Source organism: Halorubrum aquaticum (assembly GCF_900113615.1).
GTDB lineage: Archaea > Halobacteriota > Halobacteria > Halobacteriales > Haloferacaceae > Halorubrum > Halorubrum aquaticum.
Window position 1 is genome coordinate 33,707 of sequence record NZ_FOPZ01000017.1, and the last position, 15,318, is coordinate 49,024.

The following is a 15,318-nucleotide window of genomic DNA, read 5'->3' on the forward strand; positions in this document are numbered from 1 at the left end:
CGGCGGGCGGGGTCGTCGAGATCGGCGTTCGACCGCGGCCCGTTCAGTACGACTTCGCGAAGTACGCCGTCCGCTCGGCGGGCTCGCCGCAGATCGCGCACGCCTCTCCGTGGTCCGCGTCGCCGGCGCGGTCGGCGGTGTCGCCGTCGGCGACGAGGGGGTCGTCCTCCTCGAAGGGGACCATGACGATCTCGGCGGCCATCGGCTCCTTGATCGGCTCCTCGCACGCCTCGTCGCCGCACCACGGCGTCTTCACGTACCCGCCGTGCTGGCCGAGCGTGCCGAGGATCCCGGCACGGTCGTCCGCCTCCCGGACCTCCCCGTCGAGGGTGTCCTCGGCGGCCGCGTACAGCTTCGCGTACACCTCGTCGAGGTGTTCGCGGACGGCGTCGGCGACGCCCTCGCGGTCCTCGACGCGCTCCTCCCCGTCGGGTCGGTGGTTCAGCGTGAGCTCGTCGTCCTCGACCTCGTAGGGGCCGATCTCGATCCGCAGGGGGACGCCGTTGAGCTCGTGTTCGTTGAACTTGAACCCGGGGTTGCGCTCGTCGCGCTCGTCGAGTTCGACGCGGATCCCCGCCTCCTCGAGGTCGTCGGCGACGCCCTCCGCGTACGCCAGCACGTCCTCTTTGGTGTCCTCCTGCCAGATCGGGACGACGACGACCTGCGTCGGCGCGACCGTCGGCGGGAGCACGAGCCCCTGTTCGTCGGAGTGGGTCATGATCAGCGCGCCGAGCGCCCGCCAGGAGAGCCCCCACGAGGTCGTGTGGGCGGTCCTGTCCTCCTCGTCCTCGTCGGAGAACGTGATGTCGAACGCCTCCGCGAACGAGCGCCCGAGGTGGTGGGAGGTCGCGCCCTGAACGGACTTCCCGTCGGGCATCAGCGCCTCGACCGTCGTCGTCGTGTCCGCGCCCGGGAACTTGTCGTGATCCGGCTTCTGGCCCTTCAGGACCGGGATCGCGAGCAGGTCCTCGTAGACGGACTCGTACTGGTCGAGCCGGGTCATCGTCTCCGTCCAGGCGTCCTCGCTCGTCGCGTGGGCGGTGTGGCCCTCCTGCCAGAGGAACTCCTTCGTCCGGAAGAACGGCTTCGTCTCCGTCGCCTCCCAGCGCACGACCGAACACCACTGGTTCACCCGCAGCGGGAGGTCGCGGTGGCTCCGTACCCACTGGCTGATGTACGGCGTGATGATCGACTCGGAGGTCGGCCGGACCGCGAGCCGCTCCTCGAGCTCCTTGGTTCCCGCCTCCGTCACCCACGCCACCTCGGGGTCGAACCCCTCGACGATGTCCTTCTCGCGTTCGAGGTAGGACTCGGGGATGAACATCGGGAAGTAGGCGTTCCGTACGCCCGTGTCCTTGAACTTCGCGTCGAGGAAGCCCTGGAGTCGCTCCCAGATCGCGTACGCCCGCGGTCGCGTGACGATGAACCCGCTCATCCCCTCGGGGCCGTAGTCCGCGAGCCCCGCCTTCCGTACGACCTCGGCGTACCACTCGCCGGTGTTGTGTGACTTGGACTCGGTGATGCCGAGCTCCTGGTCGTCGTCGCTCATTGTTCCTCACACGGCGGGTCGCGGGCTTAAAAGGTCCGAAGGCGCGTTCCGCGACGAGGCCGACCCGTCCGCCGCGATCACTCCGGTCGACCGACGCGACCGTCGTACAGCGCCAGCGAGGAGTCGAGGATCGGGTCGACATGCTCGCGGTCGTGTGAGGAGACGAGAACGGTCCCGCCCCCCTGGGCGTGCTCGACGATCAACTCGATGACGCGTTCTCGAGAGAGCCGGTCGATCCCCGCCAGCGGCTCGTCGAGAACGAGCAGCTCCGGCCGGGAGACGAACGCGATGGCGACGTCGAGCTTCTTCCGAAACCCGCCCGAGAGGGCCGCGGCCCGCTGGTGTCGTACCCTGTCGAGCCGGAGCCGCTCGGTCACGGAGCGCCGCCACTCGGGGTCGACATCGCCGTGAAGCCGTGTGAAGACCGAGAGGTTCTCCCCCGCCGTGAGGTTCGGATAGAACTGGGGCTCCTGAAACGAGTAGCCGATGGCCGCCGGCGGCGGCGCGGTCACCGTCCCGGACGTCGGACGCCGCAGCCGAAGGAGGACCTCGAAGAGCGTCGTCTTCCCCGACCCGTTCGGCCCGACGACGCCGTGGATCCCGCCGCGATCGAACCGACAGTCGATCCCGTCGAGCGCCGTCACCGGTCCGAACCGTTTCGAGACGTCGCGGAACTCGACTGCGGGGTCCGACGGATCCGATGAGGGCTCTCGGTACTCCCCTCGCGAACCGACTCGGTCGAGGAGGCCGGCGAGCCGACCGGAAAGGCCGGCACTCGAGTCGGGAGGGAGGCGGTCAGACATCCTCAGCGCCTCCACTCGTAGGTTCGAATACAGCCCCAACAGAAGCCGAGACAGCCGACCACGTATGTCCCGATGAGCCGGTACCAGTCGGCGTACAGGCCGAACCCGTCGCCGCGGACGAGGTGTCCCCTGATCGCGATCGCGAGGTAGTGCGGCGGGAGGCTCCGCGCGATCTCCATCCGTATCGACGAGAAGAACCCGACCGGGTACAGCAGGCTTCCGAACCCGACGATCCCGATCAACACGCCGAGGTTGGCGAACAGCGCGGTGCGACCCAGTCCCAGGAGGAACGCGATCCCGGTGCCGACCGCCGCCGTCGAGAGGAACAACAGCCCCACGGCCGTCGCGGTCTCGACGCGAAGCGGGGCGATCCGGTACTCCATCGGGACGTTCGCGACCGCGACGGCGGCGAGCACGACTGCCATCGTGAGCGTGTAAAACAGCAGCTTCGCGGCCACGAACGCCTCCAACCGCGACTGGTGGCGGATCCGATCGATCACCCGTCGGTCGGTCATCACGTCGTAGGGGACGAAGAGCAGCCCGACGACCAGCACGAACAGGGTCATGCCGGTCGGGATGAGGTACTCCGAGAGCGTCAACTGCGTCCCGCGCTGCTCGTGAGTGACGTCGACCTCCCCGGGGAGAACCGACGAGAGCTCGACGCTCAACACGGCCTCCAACAGCCCGATCGCCTCGATGAGCGGCACCGCGGATCCGTGCCAGATCATTCGGAACTCCGTCGTCGATCCGTCGTCGAGGACGTCGGGCGGGACGAGGACGACGAGGTACACCTCCTCGCGGTCGAGCCCGCGGAGGGCCGCCTCCTCGGTCTCGTACCGGACGGGCGTCCCCAACAGCGCGACCCCGCCCCGCGTCACGGTCAGGTCGTCCGCGGTCGTGTCCGCCTCCGCCGGCGCGACGCCCACGGGAACGTCCTGGGGAAGCGTCTGGTCGAAACCGGCGGTGCCGACCACGAGGAGGCCGGGAAGAAGGGCGAAACCGACGAAGAGGGCGGCGAGCCGTCCTCTGGCCGCGTACGCTTCCGTCCAGAGGAACACGGCCGTGTCGCGTATCATCGGATGACGAGCGGGAGCGCGACGAGGCTAGTAGAGGAGCGTCTCCATCGCGCCCGCGACGTCCTCGGCGTCGCCCTCGTAGCCGACGACGACGATCGACTCGTCGTCGGAGTCCTGTTCGGCCTCGATCTCGTCCAGTTCGGCGTCGAGGTCCTCGTAGCCGGTGTCGCCGGCGGCGACGAGCGCGCCGGCGATCACGTCCCGGAGGTCCTGCGCGTCGGACGCGCTCTCGGTGTGGAGTCGAAGCTCCGTGGAGACCGTCTGGTCGTCGGTCCGATACCCGTAGGACGCGAGCGTCACGGATTCGAGGACCGAGGTGTCGATGCCGGCACCGACCGACTGCCCGGCGAGTTCCTCGCCCGGGAACTCCGTCGCGCCCGCGACGAGCGCGCCGTCGGTGGCCGTGTCGTACTCGTCCCTGAGGTCGCCACTCAGTGCGTCGGCGTCACCTGCCGTGGTGTCGACGACCGATTCGACCGAGGCCCGGTCGCCGATGACGATCTGGCCGTCGTCGAGCACCGCGACGGCCGCCGTGTCACCGGCGAGGCTCTGGTCGGGCCCCGTGTACAGCGTGTGGTCGTTGTACTCGACCTCCTCGAGGTCGGTCGACTGGTTTCGAATGCCGTCGACGACCTCGTCGGAGTCGAACTCGCCGTGGACGACGAGCCCGACGGACTGCTCGCCGTACCCGCCCGCGGTCTCGACGTCCTCGGTGAACACCACCACCTCGCTCACGTCGCCCGGAGCGACGTTGAACTCCTCCTCGAAGTCGCTTCCGAGCTCCTCAGGACCCTCCATGGACGGGTTCTCCTCCGAGAGGCTCTCGATGATCGTCGTGGTCGCGGGGTCGCCCTCCAGTCCGTCGGCGTCCACGTGGAACACCGCCTCGGCGCTGTCCGGCGTCTGGTCGATCGGTCCTGCGCCCCCGAGCCCGGGGACGGCCCCCGTACAGCCCGCGGTCACGACGACGATCAGCAACGCGGCGAGAGTTCGTCGATGTCTCATGATCGGTGATCGACTAACGATTCAAGGGTCATCTCTTAAACCTATGGTATCAATCATATCATTCCCCGGATGTTCTCTCGAGTTGAAACGACCGCGCTCGCCGTCCGGCGATCGGAGAAAGGTTAACCGCCACCGAGTTCCTACGCCCGGGCATGGACCTGTCGGGGCTTCGCCGTCACGCGTCGCGGTCGCTCGCCGGTCGCCGGGAGGCGGCCGTATTGGCCCCGGTGATCGAACGTGGTGGGGACGCCCACCTGCTGTTCACGAAGCGCGCCGAGCACCTCGGGGAACACCCCGGTCAGATGAGCTTTCCCGGCGGCGGCCGCGAGCCGGTCGACCGGACCCTGACCGACACCGCGCTTCGGGAGGCGAACGAGGAGGTCGGCATGCGCCCCGACGAGGTCGACGTCGTCGGCCGCATCGACGACGCGCGGACCAGCAGCGCATACGCGGTTCGTCCGTTCGTCGGCGTGGCTCCCGACCGCGAGTACGTTCCCGACGAGTCGGAGGTGGCCGAGGTCGTCGTCCTCTCCGTCGACGACCTCGTCGACCCCGAGAACTACGAGTCCGAACGGCGGATCGGCCACCCGGAGTACGGCGACCACCGCGTCCACTACTTCCACGTCGACGGCTACACCGTCTGGGGCGTGACCGGGCGGATGGTGGTCCAACTCCTCGAACGCACGACCGAGTGGCGCGCCCCGCCCGAACCCGACCGCGTCGTCGGCCCCGAGGCCGACTTCCCGATCTGAGCGGCGGACGCCTCGCCGCGGTCGCGCGTCGAATCGTCACCGACCGCGAACGGCTGGATTCAAGTCCGCCGACCGGGAACCGGGACACATGCAACCGGGAGATCGCGTCCGCGTCGAGCGCGGGGACGTCACGAACGAGGGCGTGCTGTTGCCCTCGACGACGCGCGAGCACCTCGTCGTCAAGCTCGAGGGCGGGTACAACGTCGGCGTCGACCGCGAGGCGGCCGACGTGGAGGTGCTCGAGTCGGGCGCGCGCGACGTCGACGACGGCGGCGACGCCGCGGGCGAGGCGAGCGAGATCACCTTCGACGACGACCTGCCGACCGTGGCGCTCATCTCCACCGGCGGGACCATCGCGTCGACCGTCGACTACCGCACGGGCGCCGTCACCGCCCGGTTCGACGCCGAGGACGTGTTGCGGGCGGTCCCCGACCTCGCGGGTCGCGCGAACTACCGTGGCCGCGTCGTCGCCAACATCCTCTCGGAGAACATGGAGCCCGGGATCTGGCGGGACCTCGCCGAGGCGGTCCGCGAGGAGGTCGAGGCCGGAGCCGACGGCGTCGTCGTGATGCACGGGACGGACACGATGCAGTACTCCGCGTCCGCGCTCGCCTTCTCGCTCGACGTGCCCGTCCCGGTCGTGTTCACCGGGAGCCAGCGCTCGGCGGACCGACCCTCCTCGGACAACGTGATGAACGCGGTCTGTGCGGTCGAGGCCGCGAAGGCGGACCACGCGGAGACGCTGGTGTGTATGCACGCGAGCCCCTCAGACGACGCCTGCGCGCTCCACCGCGGCACCCGCGTCCGGAAGAACCACACCTCCCGGCGCGACGCCTTCGAGACGGTGGGCGCGGAGCCGCTCGGGCTCGTCGACTACGAGACCGCGACCGAGGCGGGAGCCGACGGCGACGTCGCGGCGGCGGCCATCACGTGGAACCGCGAGCCCGCCCCGCGCGGGGACGAGGAGGGTGAGGGGGAGGGAGCCGGCCCCGCGATCGCGGCCGACCTCGAGTCGGACGTCGAGCTCGTCAAGTTCACGCCGGGGATGGACCCCGCGGCGTGGGACTACCTCGAGGGCAAGGCCGGCGTCGTGATCGAGGGGACGGGGCTCGGCCACGTCCACACCGACCTCATCCCGCGGGTGGAGTCGCTCGTCGAGGACGGGACGGTCGTCGCCATGACGAGCCAGTGTCTCGAGGGGCGGGTGTGCGACCGCGTCTACGACACCGGCCGCGACCTCCTCGACGCCGGCGTGGTCGAGGCGGGCGACACCCTCCCCGGCACCGCGAAGGTGAAGCTCATGTGGGCCCTCGCGAACGTCGACGACCCGGAAGCCGCGATGCGCCGGGACCTCGCGGGCGAGTTGACGGAGGAGTCGCGTCCCTGGCGGTGACCGATGACCCGAGCCACGGTGCGGGAGGCCCGCCCCGCCGACGTCGACGCGGTCGTCTCCTTCACCGGCGACACGTGGGGTGACCGCTCGGACGACTACGTCCCCCGAGTCCTCCCCGAGTGGGTCGCGGCCGACGACGACGCGAGGCGGACGTTCGTCGCGACGCTCGCCGGGGACGACGCCGCGCTGCCCGAGGACGACGCCACGCTCGTGACCGGGGACGGGACCGGCGCGGCCGCCCCCGGAGATCCGGAGGCGGTGGTCGGCTGTATCCGAGGCGTGACCCTCTCCGAGTGGGAGGCGTGGGTTCAGGGGATCCGCGTCCACCCGGCCGCCCGAGGGCTCGGCGTCGGTAGCCGCCTCACGGAGGCCGTCCTCGAGTGGGCGCGCACGACCGGCGCGACCGTCTGTCGAAACATGGTGTTCTCCTGGAACGTCGCCGGGCTCGGCCAGTCGCGGGCGGCGGGGTTCGAGCCGACGACCGAATTCCGGTTCGCGCATCCGGAGCCCGCGTCGGATCCGGGTCGAGACGCCGCCGCGACCGCGGTCGTCCCCGATCCCGACCCCGACGCGGCGTGGGCGTTCTGGCAGAGGAGCGACGCCCGTGCCCACCTCGACGGGCTTGCGCTCGACCCGACCGAGTCGTGGGCCTGTTCGGAGGTCACCCGGGAGCGGCTGGCGGCGGCGGCCGCGGAGGACCGGCTGCTCGCGGTCGCCGACGGCGGGATCGCGGGGGTCGCCGTCCACACCCGGGTCACGGAGTACGAGTCGATCAGTGACGACGCCGGCAACGACGCCGGGTTCGACGGCGACCGCGACGCCGACCGGACCGCGGTCTACGGGGTCGCGGCGTGGCGGGACGCGGCGGCCGCGGGGGCACTGTACGACGCCATCGGGCGCGATGCGGCCGGACGCGACGCCACGGCCACCCGCGTGCTCGTCCCCGAGACGGTCGAACACGTCAGCGACACCGCGTCGAACCGCGTGGCGGTCGCCGCGGAGCCGGACTTCGTGACGAGCGCCGACCTCACGGACCCGGCGGTCGCCGGCGACTGAGCCGCCTCGTCCGATCGCTGTCGACCGCATCCTGGACCGCTACGCTCTTTTCTCCCGCCCCCGCAGACCGCGTATGGACCCGGTCGTACTCCAGTTCGAGACGTTCCGGTCGGTGCTCTACTACGGGGCGGTGTACGGGATCGTCCTCGCGGTCGCGGTCTGGATCTACCGGGACGCGAAGGCGCGCGGCAGCGACCGGGCGCTGGCGTGGTTCCTCGCGACGCTCGTGTTCACCATCCTCCCGGTGTTAGCGTACATGTACCTCCACCGCGACGCGGGGCCGTCCGGACGATGAGTCGGGCTCGACGCGGTCGGAACGGGACGGATCCGGGCCCGTCCGTCGAGTATCGATCGCGATACCCGAACCCGAACGCCTAATTCCCCCCGCCCCGGCCGTGTCGACATGTTCGCGACCCTGCCGGACGCGCTCCGACTGATCGTCGTCCCCGTCTTCTGCTGGGCGGCGGTCCGGGACGTCCGGACCCGGCGGCTCCCCAACCGGATCTGGCCGCCGCTGTACGCCTTCGGTGCGCTGTTGCTCCTCTGGGACGCGGCCCTGCTGTGGCCCTTCGCGGGGCTCGACGGCCGGTGGTTCCTCGTCCGGGTCGCCGTCAGCCTGCTGTTCGTCGCGCCGCTCGGCTACGCGTTCTGGTATCTCGGGGCGTTCGGCGGGGCCGACGCGAAGGCGCTCATCGCGCTCGCGGTCGTCTTCCCGACCTTCCCGAGCTACGAGGTCGCCGGCCTCTCCCTGCCGGTCGTCGAGACCGCGCTGGGCGTCTTCTCGCTCACGGTCCTCACGAACACGGTGCTTCTCGGGTTGGCATACCCGGTCGGACTGGCCGCCTCCAACCTCGTGAGCGGCGAGCGCTCGACGACGATGTTCCTCGCCCGGCCGGTGTCGACCGGCTCGCTCCCGGAACGACACGGCCGACTGTTCGAGGACCCCGAGGGAACGACCCGGAACGGACTGGACCTGGACGCGCTCCGGATGTACCTCCGGTGGCGCGGGCTGACGCTCGCGGCCCTCCGCGCGGACCCCGACCGCCTCCGCGACCCCGAGAGCGTCACTGAGACGTTCGATCCCACCGACGGCGGGACACACGTCGGCCCCGCGACCGACGGCGGGACGGCGATCGAAAGCGACGACGCCGCTGGGGGCGGCGACGGCGACGACGAGAGGATCCCCGACTTCGACGACCCGTGGGCCGCGGAGCGGTTCCTCGCCGAGATCGACCACGGCGCGTACGGAACCGACGCCGAGACGCTCCGCGAAGGGTTGGAGGTGGTCGCCGGCCGCGAGACGGTCCGCGTCTCGCCGGGGATGCCGTTCGTCGTGCCGATGGCGGCCGGGCTGGTCGTCTCCGTCACCTACGGCGACGCGTTGTTCGCGCTGCTCGGCGCGCTCGGACTGGTGTGAGCCGGAAGAAGTGGTCCGGGAACGACGCGTCGGTCCGGACCGACGACCCGGTCAGGCCTCGATCGGCAGGTCGCCGACGGTCGAGACCCGCGTGCCGATCGGTCGTTTGACGAACTCGCCGAGTTCGCGACCGAACAGCCGACTCACGCCGCGCTGGGCGGCGACGTCGAGGAGTCGCTGGTCGATCCGGCCGTCGACGACGACGGCGTGGGGCGGGTCGGACGCGCCCTCGACCGCGTCGAACGCGTCGTCGACCTCGACCTCGTCGAGAACGCCGAGGTCGTCGTCGAGCAGCCTCGCGAGCCCGCTCTCGCGGTCGACGACCTCCTGGACGTGTTCCTCGAGCGATCTGGGCTCGTCGTCGGAAGTCGGGTCGCTCGCGGAGTCCGCGTCGTCCGTACCGACCGAGCGATCGGTCGGAGCGGCGTCGTCGGCGTCGGCCGTGGTTGCGTCACCGGTGGCGGCGGCGGTGGTGGTAGCGTCGTCGTCCCGGTCGGAGGGCGTTCCGGGAGCGTCCTCCGGGTCGTCGGATCCGTCGGGGTCGTCGGATCCCTCGGAAGCGTCGGATCCCCCGAACTCGTCGGGGTCGCGCGCGCCCTCGACGCCGTTCGGCTCGGTCGTCGCGGCCGAACTGTCGGGTCGGAGCGCGTCGGCGGCGGTCGCGTCGGCCGCGTCGTCAGTGTCGATGTCGGCATCGTCGTCGATGTCGGCCGCGTCGTCGGTGTCGGCATTGCCTCCGGCGTCGTCCTCCCCGTCATCCGCGTCGGTTTCGGGGCCGCTACCGGCCGCCTCCCGGAGATTCGGCGCGTCGGCGAGCGTCTCGTAGGGCACCTTCCCGCGGAGCGCCTCGAAGACGGCCCCGCGGTCGAGGTCCTCGACGGACTCGCCGGGCGGCGCGAACGCGACGTAGTCGACCTCGCCGACCTGTGCGAGCTCGCGGAGGATGAGCTCGCCGCCGCGGTCGCCGTCGAGGAACGCGGTGACCGTGCGCGAGCGCGTGAGGTCCGCGACCGCGTCGGGGACGTTCGTCCCCTCGACGGCGACCGCGTTCTTGATCCCGCACTCGAGCAGCGTCGAGACGTCCGCCCGGCCCTCGACGACTATCACCGCGTCGGAGTCGCCGACCCGCGGACCGGCCGGGAGTCCCTCGTAGTCGACGACGCCCTCGATCCGGGCGGCGTCCCTGACCTCCTCCAACACGTCGTCGCTGGCGAGGCTCGTCTCCTCGAACCCGCTCGCGACGAGCTCCTTGGCGCGCTCGACGACCTCCCGCCGCTTGGCCGCGCGCACGTCCTCGATGCTCGTCACCTCGACGGCGGCCCCGCAGGGGCCGATCCGGTCTATCGTCTCCAGCGAGGCCGCAAGGATCGCGGTCTCGACCTTGTCGAGGCTCGAGGCGACCGTCACCTCGCCGAAGGACTGCCCGTTCTCCGAGCGTATCTCCACGTCGATCCGGCCGACCTTCGAGGACTCCTGGAGGTCGCGCAAGTCGAGCTCGTCGCCGAGGAGCCCCTCGGTCTGTCCGAACACCGCGCCGACGACGTCGCTCCGCTCGACGACGCCGTCGGCCGCGATGGTGGCCCGGATCAGGTATTTGGCTGTGTCGTTCATGTGATGAGTGATGGTGATGTGAACGGACGGCGGTTCGCCGTCCCGTTTCGGGTAGGATCGGTCCGGAAAAATAGCTGTCGACCCACGGATCGTCGTCGAACGTGGCCGGCGGCCACCGGTCGTCGTCAGGTATTGCCGCCGTGGAACAGGGTTTAATCGGATCGACCCCTGGATCGTTCCAACCGGTGAGACGTTCGAGAGACCTCCTCTGGATACCGACGTTCGCGCTCCTCGTCGCGTTCGCGGTCCCGTGGCCGCTGTGGGGATCGGACCGCGTCGTCGCCGGGCTGCCGGCGTGGATCTGGTGGCACGTCGGGTGGCTCGGGCTCTGTGCGCTCGCGTTCCGGGCGTTCGTTCGGAGCGGCGCGTGGGAGCGCGGAATGGGGATCGACGCCGCGGAACGGGCGGGCGAAGCCGACGCGACGGTCGACGGGGGCGACCGGCGATGACTGCGGGGATCGGGCTCACGGTCGTGGTCGGCTACCTGGTCACGGCGCTCGCGATCGGCCTCGTCGCCTACCGGCTCACGGAGTCGACCGCAGAGGACTACTACCTCGCGAACCGCTCGATCGGCACGCTGGTGTTGCTGTTCACGACGTTCGCCACGCTGCTCTCGGCGTTCACCTTCTTCGGGGGGCCGAACCTCGCGTACGCGGCCGGTCCGGAGTGGCTGATCGTGATGGGGACGCTCGACGGCGTGTTGTTCGCGGTGTTGTGGTACGTCGTCGGCTACAAACAGTGGCTGATCGGCGAGCGGAACGGGTACGTCACGCTCGGCGAGATGCTCGGCGACCGGTTCGGCTCCCGGGGGCTCCGCGGGCTCGTCGCCGGCGTCAGCCTCCTGTGGCTGTTCCCGTACGTCATGCTCCAGCAGATGGGCGCGGGCGAGGCGCTCGTCGGGCTGACCGGCGGCGCGGTCCCCTACTGGGGCGGCGCGGCGCTGGTCACCGCGTTCATGATCGCGTACGTGACGCTCGCGGGGATGCGCGGCGTCGCGTGGACCGACACGATACAGGGACTGTTCATGCTCTCGGTCGTCTGGGTCGCCGCCGCCTGGGTGGTCTCGGCCGTCGGCGGCGTCGGCGCGGCGACCGAGTCGATGCTGGCGGCCCGCCCCAAGTTCGGGAGCTTCGGCGGCGGGACCTACACGCCGGGGTTCATCGTCTCGACCGCGATCACGATCGCGTTCGGCGTGACGATGTTCCCGCAGATCAACCAGCGTTTCTTCGTCGCGGACTCGGGGGCGGTCCTGAAGCGGTCGTTCGCGCTGTGGCCCGTCCTCGTGCTGCTCCTCTTTTTCCCCGCGTTCATGCTCGGCGCGTGGGCCGCCGGGATGCCGATCGACGTGCCCGAGGGTTCGAACGTGCTCCCGGTCGTCCTCGCCGAGTACACGCCGACGTGGTTCGCCGCGCTGGTGATCGCGGGCGCGATGGCCGCGATGATGTCCTCGTCGGACTCGATGCTGCTCTCGGGGTCGTCGTACTTCACCCGCGACCTCTACCGACCGTTCGTTGACGCCGGCGTCTCGACCGATGGGGAGGCGTTGCTCGGGCGGATCGGCGTCGTCCTCTTCGCCGGCCTCGCGTTCCTCGCGAGCCTCCTCCGGCCCGGGACGCTGATCGAGGTGGGCGACACCGCGTTCTCGGGGTTCGCGCTGCTCGCGCCGCCCGTGATCTGCGCGCTCTACCGGGACCGGACCACCCGCGACGGGATGGCGGTCGGGATCGCGGTCCCGCAGGTCGCGTACCTCCTCGTGGTGTTGTCGTCGGTCCTCCCGCTCGTCCCGACCCTGCCGCGGACGGTCTCCGTCGCGGGATCCGGCGGGTGGGACGTGGCGCTCGGGCTGATGGTCCTCTCGCTCGCGCTCACCGTCGGCGTCTCGCGCGTCACCGCGCCGACCGCCGAGAGCGACGCATCCCGGTTCGCGGTCGCGGGCGACTGAGGGGGCCACACCACGTCGACGGAGCACTTCCCGTCGTCAGGTCGCTCGCTCCTCGCCGCCGAGTCATTCCCCGCCGTCGAGTTCCCGAACGACCGTCGCCGGGTTCCCGCCGACGACGACGCCCGCGGGAACGTCCTCGACGACGACCGCGCCGGAAGCGATCACGGAGCCGTCGCCGACCGTCACGCCGGGGTTGATCACCGCTTTCCCCCCGATCCAGACGTCGTCGCCGATCGTCACCGGCTCGCCGGACTCCAGCCCCTCGGAGCGCTTCCCCGCGTCGATCGGGTGCGTCGCGGTGTAGACGTGCGTGCCGGGGCCGACGAGGCAGTTCCGGCCGATCTCGATCCGGCGGACGTCGAGGAGGACGCAGTCGAAGTTGGCGTAGAAGTCGTCGCCGACGTGGACGTTGTAGCCGTAATCACACCGAAACGGCGGTTCGACCGCGGCGCCCTCGCCGACGGATCCGAACAGCTCGGAGAGCAGCTCCCGCCGCGTCTCGTCGTCACTCGCGGCGGTCCGGTTGTACCGCGCCGTCAGGTCCCGTGCGCGCTCCCGCTCGGCCGCGAGCTCCGGGTCCGTGGCGTCGTAGGGGTCCCCGCTCAGCATCCTCGTCTTCTCGTCCGTCACGTTCGAGGGGGAGCAGCAACTCCCATAAGGGTTTTCGAGGCGGTCCCCCGCCGGTTCGGCGAGGGATGTTTTTGTAGGGCGCGACCGTCGGAGGGACGTATGGGCCCAGCCATCGCCGTCGTCCTCGGAGGGGCGATCGCTTCGACGGCCGAACCCGGTCCGGAGGGCCTCGTCGACTACTGGCCGGTCCTGACCCGCGCCGGGTGGTTCATCGCGGGATTCCTCGTCGTGACGTTTCTCGGATGGGTCCTCGTAGAGCCCATGGTCTCCCGGGCGATCCATCGCCGCAACCGGAACAACCCGACGCTCCGGGAGGCGATATCCCGGTACCTCAGGCTGCTCGTCCTCGTCGTCGCGTTCCTCGTCGGCGCGGGCGTCGCCGGCTACGGCGACCTGATCGCCGACTCCGCGCTCGTCGTCGCCGCCGCCACGCTGGCGGTCGGCGTGGCGGCCCAGACGGTGATCGGGTCGCTCGTCAGCGGGACCGTCCTCGTCGTCGACCCGGAGTTCAACGTCGGGAACTACATCGAGTGGGAGACCGGCGAGGGGACGGTCGAGTCGATCACGCTCCGCATCACGCGCGTCCGCACGCAGGACGGCGGTCTGGTGACCGTCCCGAACACGGTGTTGACCGAACAGGCCATCGAGCGGCCGTACGCCCGGGACCGGTCCCGGATGACCGACCGCGTCGACCTCGCCTACGACGACGACGTCGGCGAGGCGATCCGGGTCCTCGAGACGGCCGTGGACGGGATCGAGGGCGTCCTCGAGGAGCCCGCCCCGCACGCGTACGTCGAGGAGTTCGGAGGCGACGCGGTGGGGGTGCGGATACACTACTGGGTCGATGACCCCCGCGATCGCGACCTCTTCGAGCTCCGATCGCGGTACGCCCGGGCGGCCAAGTCCGGGCTGGAGTCGGCGGGAGTCACGATCAGTCCGGCCTCGAAGCGCGACCTCCGGGGCCGGATCGAGGTCGAGCGGACCGAGTAGCCGACTCGACCGTCGGCCGGCCGGACCGCATGGCCGACGCGACGGCCGGTCGATCGGCTGGCGACCGTCGCCAGATATCTCCGGAAGGCACGCGCCTATACGCGTCCCCGATGACGGGGGCGCAATGACACGGTGGAACGTGCTGCTCCCGCCGACCATCGACCCGGTCGGGCCGGAGTCGCTCGCCGACGTCGCCGACTGTACGAGCCGCGCCGACTACGCCGACGAGGACGAGCTGCTGGCCGACATCGACCGCTACGACGCGGTCATCACGCGGACGCGACCTGTGACCGCGGAGCTGATCGCGGCCGCGGACCGGCTGAAGGTGATCGCCAAACACGGGACCGGCGTCGACAACGTCGACGTCGAGGCCGCGACCGAACACGGCGTGCTCGTGGCGAACACGCCCGGCGAGAACACGAACTCGGTGGCCGAACACGCCGTGGCCCTGCTTCTGGCCGCCAAGCGGAACGTCGTCCGCGCGGACCGCGCGACCCGGGAGGCCGACTGGCGACGCGCGGACTTCCGCGGTCACGACCTGTCCGGCCGGACCCTCGGGCTGTTCGGCGCGGGCAACGCGGGCCGGCGGGTCGCGACGCTGCTCTCGGGCTTCGGCGTGTCCTGTGTGGCGTTCGACCCGTACGTCGACCCCGCGGACCTCCCGGAGAACGTCTCGCTGGTCGACGAGCCGCTCGAACTCTTCGAGCGCGCCGACGACGCCAGCGTCCACGCGCCGCTGACCGACGAGACGTATCACGCGATCGGCGAGGCGGAGATCGGCGCGCTCCCCGAGGACGCCGTCCTCGTGAACACGGCCCGCGGCGGCGTCGTCGACGAGGACGCGCTCGTGAGCGCCCTCCGGGAGGGAACGATCGCGGGCGCCGGCGTCGACGTGTACGAGACGGAGCCCCCGGAGCCCGACGACCCGCTCCTCGAGTGCGAGTCGGCCGTGTTCACCCAACACAACGCGGGCGTCTCCCACGACGCGCTCGAGAACATGAGCCGGGCGGCCGCCGAAAACGTCCGGACCGTCCACGAGGGCGGCGTCCCCGAGACGACGCTGAACCCGGAGGTCCGCGAGTAGCTGCGGATCG

General features: G+C 70.8%; 15 protein-coding genes. 9 read left to right on the plus strand and 6 right to left on the minus strand.

From position 1 onward, the window contains the following. Positions 1-43: 43 nt before the first annotated feature. From proS to F3H10_RS12800, 4 genes are all read right to left on the minus strand, one after another. Entirely contained in the window at positions 44-1,549 is a 1,506-nt protein-coding gene (proS, locus tag F3H10_RS12785) for a proline--tRNA ligase (RefSeq protein ID WP_149785148.1), read from the minus strand. 77 nt (positions 1,550-1,626) lie between these two features. Further along, positions 1,627-2,352 (minus strand): ABC transporter ATP-binding protein, encoded by a 726-nt coding sequence (locus F3H10_RS12790; RefSeq protein WP_149785149.1) that lies wholly within the window; start codon positions 2,350-2,352, stop codon positions 1,627-1,629. A gap of 2 nt (positions 2,353-2,354) precedes the next feature. After that, a complete protein-coding gene (locus F3H10_RS12795) occupies positions 2,355-3,428 on the minus strand; it encodes an ABC transporter permease (RefSeq protein ID WP_149785150.1) in 1,074 nt (357 codons plus the stop codon). A 27-nt stretch (positions 3,429-3,455) separates the two neighbouring features. Beyond that, entirely contained in the window at positions 3,456-4,433 is a 978-nt protein-coding gene (locus tag F3H10_RS12800; protein ID WP_149785151.1) for a hypothetical protein, read from the minus strand. Between the two features lie 152 nt (positions 4,434-4,585). Here F3H10_RS12800 and F3H10_RS12805 point away from each other — a divergent pair, with 152 nt between their 5' ends. The 5 genes from F3H10_RS12805 (at position 4,586) to F3H10_RS12825 (ending at position 9,051) form a co-directional block, all read left to right on the plus strand. Then, positions 4,586-5,185: an NUDIX hydrolase gene (locus tag F3H10_RS12805; RefSeq protein WP_149785152.1), complete on the plus strand. Its 600-nt coding sequence runs from the start codon at positions 4,586-4,588 to the stop codon at positions 5,183-5,185. An 88-nt stretch (positions 5,186-5,273) separates the two neighbouring features. Next, a complete protein-coding gene (gene gatD, locus F3H10_RS12810; RefSeq protein ID WP_149785153.1) occupies positions 5,274-6,578 on the plus strand; it encodes a Glu-tRNA(Gln) amidotransferase subunit GatD in 1,305 nt (434 codons plus the stop codon). Between the two features lie 3 nt (positions 6,579-6,581). After that, positions 6,582-7,634 carry a GNAT family N-acetyltransferase gene (locus F3H10_RS12815; protein ID WP_149785154.1) on the plus strand — a complete coding sequence of 351 codons (1,053 nt, stop codon included), beginning with the start codon at positions 6,582-6,584 and terminating at the stop codon, positions 7,632-7,634. A gap of 73 nt (positions 7,635-7,707) precedes the next feature. Beyond that, the gene (locus F3H10_RS12820; RefSeq protein ID WP_149785155.1) at positions 7,708-7,929 is read left to right on the plus strand and encodes a hypothetical protein; all 222 of its coding nucleotides are present in this window, start codon (positions 7,708-7,710) and stop codon (positions 7,927-7,929) included. A gap of 108 nt (positions 7,930-8,037) precedes the next feature. Continuing rightward, the gene (locus F3H10_RS12825; protein ID WP_149785156.1) at positions 8,038-9,051 is read left to right on the plus strand and encodes an A24 family peptidase; all 1,014 of its coding nucleotides are present in this window, start codon (positions 8,038-8,040) and stop codon (positions 9,049-9,051) included. A 51-nt stretch (positions 9,052-9,102) separates the two neighbouring features. On the opposite strand, the gene dnaG is transcribed toward F3H10_RS12825, so the two are convergent. Continuing rightward, positions 9,103-10,662, minus strand: coding sequence for a DNA primase DnaG (gene dnaG, locus F3H10_RS12830; protein ID WP_149785157.1), 1,560 nt, complete (start codon positions 10,660-10,662; stop codon positions 9,103-9,105). 185 nt (positions 10,663-10,847) lie between these two features. On the opposite strand from dnaG, the gene F3H10_RS12835 reads away from it, so the two are divergent. Both F3H10_RS12835 and F3H10_RS12840 read left to right on the plus strand, forming a co-directional pair. Beyond that, positions 10,848-11,111: a hypothetical protein gene (locus F3H10_RS12835; protein WP_142986740.1), complete on the plus strand. Its 264-nt coding sequence runs from the start codon at positions 10,848-10,850 to the stop codon at positions 11,109-11,111. Continuing rightward, positions 11,108-12,604: a sodium:solute symporter family protein gene (locus tag F3H10_RS12840; RefSeq protein ID WP_149785158.1), complete on the plus strand. Its 1,497-nt coding sequence runs from the start codon at positions 11,108-11,110 to the stop codon at positions 12,602-12,604. The genes F3H10_RS12835 and F3H10_RS12840 overlap by 4 nt, the downstream gene beginning before the upstream one ends. 63 nt (positions 12,605-12,667) lie before the next feature. Here the strand turns inward: F3H10_RS12840 and F3H10_RS12845 are convergent, their stop codons facing one another. Then, positions 12,668-13,234 (minus strand): sugar O-acetyltransferase, encoded by a 567-nt coding sequence (locus tag F3H10_RS12845; protein ID WP_149785159.1) that lies wholly within the window; start codon positions 13,232-13,234, stop codon positions 12,668-12,670. Between the two features lie 99 nt (positions 13,235-13,333). On the opposite strand from F3H10_RS12845, the gene F3H10_RS12850 reads away from it, so the two are divergent. Together F3H10_RS12850 and F3H10_RS12855 are read left to right on the plus strand one after the other, a co-directional pair. Continuing rightward, positions 13,334-14,224 carry a mechanosensitive ion channel family protein gene (locus F3H10_RS12850; RefSeq protein ID WP_149785160.1) on the plus strand — a complete coding sequence of 297 codons (891 nt, stop codon included), beginning with the start codon at positions 13,334-13,336 and terminating at the stop codon, positions 14,222-14,224. A gap of 124 nt (positions 14,225-14,348) precedes the next feature. Next, entirely contained in the window at positions 14,349-15,308 is a 960-nt protein-coding gene (locus F3H10_RS12855) for a hydroxyacid dehydrogenase (protein WP_149785161.1), read from the plus strand. The last annotated feature ends 10 nt before the right edge of the window (positions 15,309-15,318 follow it).

What these genes read in the sequence shown, in the direction of transcription:
- proS (WP_149785148.1), bottom strand. Translation starts at nt 1,549, where the DNA reads ATGAGCGACGACGACCAGGAGCTCGGCATCACCGAGTCCAAGTCACAC.
- F3H10_RS12790 (WP_149785149.1), bottom strand. Translation starts at nt 2,352, where the DNA reads ATGTCTGACCGCCTCCCTCCCGACTCGAGTGCCGGCCTTTCCGGTCGG.
- F3H10_RS12795 (WP_149785150.1), bottom strand. Translation starts at nt 3,428, where the DNA reads ATGATACGCGACACGGCCGTGTTCCTCTGGACGGAAGCGTACGCGGCC.
- F3H10_RS12800 (WP_149785151.1), bottom strand. Translation starts at nt 4,433, where the DNA reads ATGAGACATCGACGAACTCTCGCCGCGTTGCTGATCGTCGTCGTGACC.
- F3H10_RS12805 (WP_149785152.1), top strand. Translation starts at nt 4,586, where the DNA reads ATGGACCTGTCGGGGCTTCGCCGTCACGCGTCGCGGTCGCTCGCCGGT.
- gatD (WP_149785153.1), top strand. Translation starts at nt 5,274, where the DNA reads ATGCAACCGGGAGATCGCGTCCGCGTCGAGCGCGGGGACGTCACGAAC.
- F3H10_RS12815 (WP_149785154.1), top strand. Translation starts at nt 6,582, where the DNA reads ATGACCCGAGCCACGGTGCGGGAGGCCCGCCCCGCCGACGTCGACGCG.
- F3H10_RS12820 (WP_149785155.1), top strand. Translation starts at nt 7,708, where the DNA reads ATGGACCCGGTCGTACTCCAGTTCGAGACGTTCCGGTCGGTGCTCTAC.
- F3H10_RS12825 (WP_149785156.1), top strand. Translation starts at nt 8,038, where the DNA reads ATGTTCGCGACCCTGCCGGACGCGCTCCGACTGATCGTCGTCCCCGTC.
- dnaG (WP_149785157.1), bottom strand. Translation starts at nt 10,662, where the DNA reads ATGAACGACACAGCCAAATACCTGATCCGGGCCACCATCGCGGCCGAC.
- F3H10_RS12840 (WP_149785158.1), top strand. Translation starts at nt 11,108, where the DNA reads ATGACTGCGGGGATCGGGCTCACGGTCGTGGTCGGCTACCTGGTCACG.
- F3H10_RS12850 (WP_149785160.1), top strand. Translation starts at nt 13,334, where the DNA reads ATGGGCCCAGCCATCGCCGTCGTCCTCGGAGGGGCGATCGCTTCGACG.
- F3H10_RS12855 (WP_149785161.1), top strand. Translation starts at nt 14,349, where the DNA reads ATGACACGGTGGAACGTGCTGCTCCCGCCGACCATCGACCCGGTCGGG.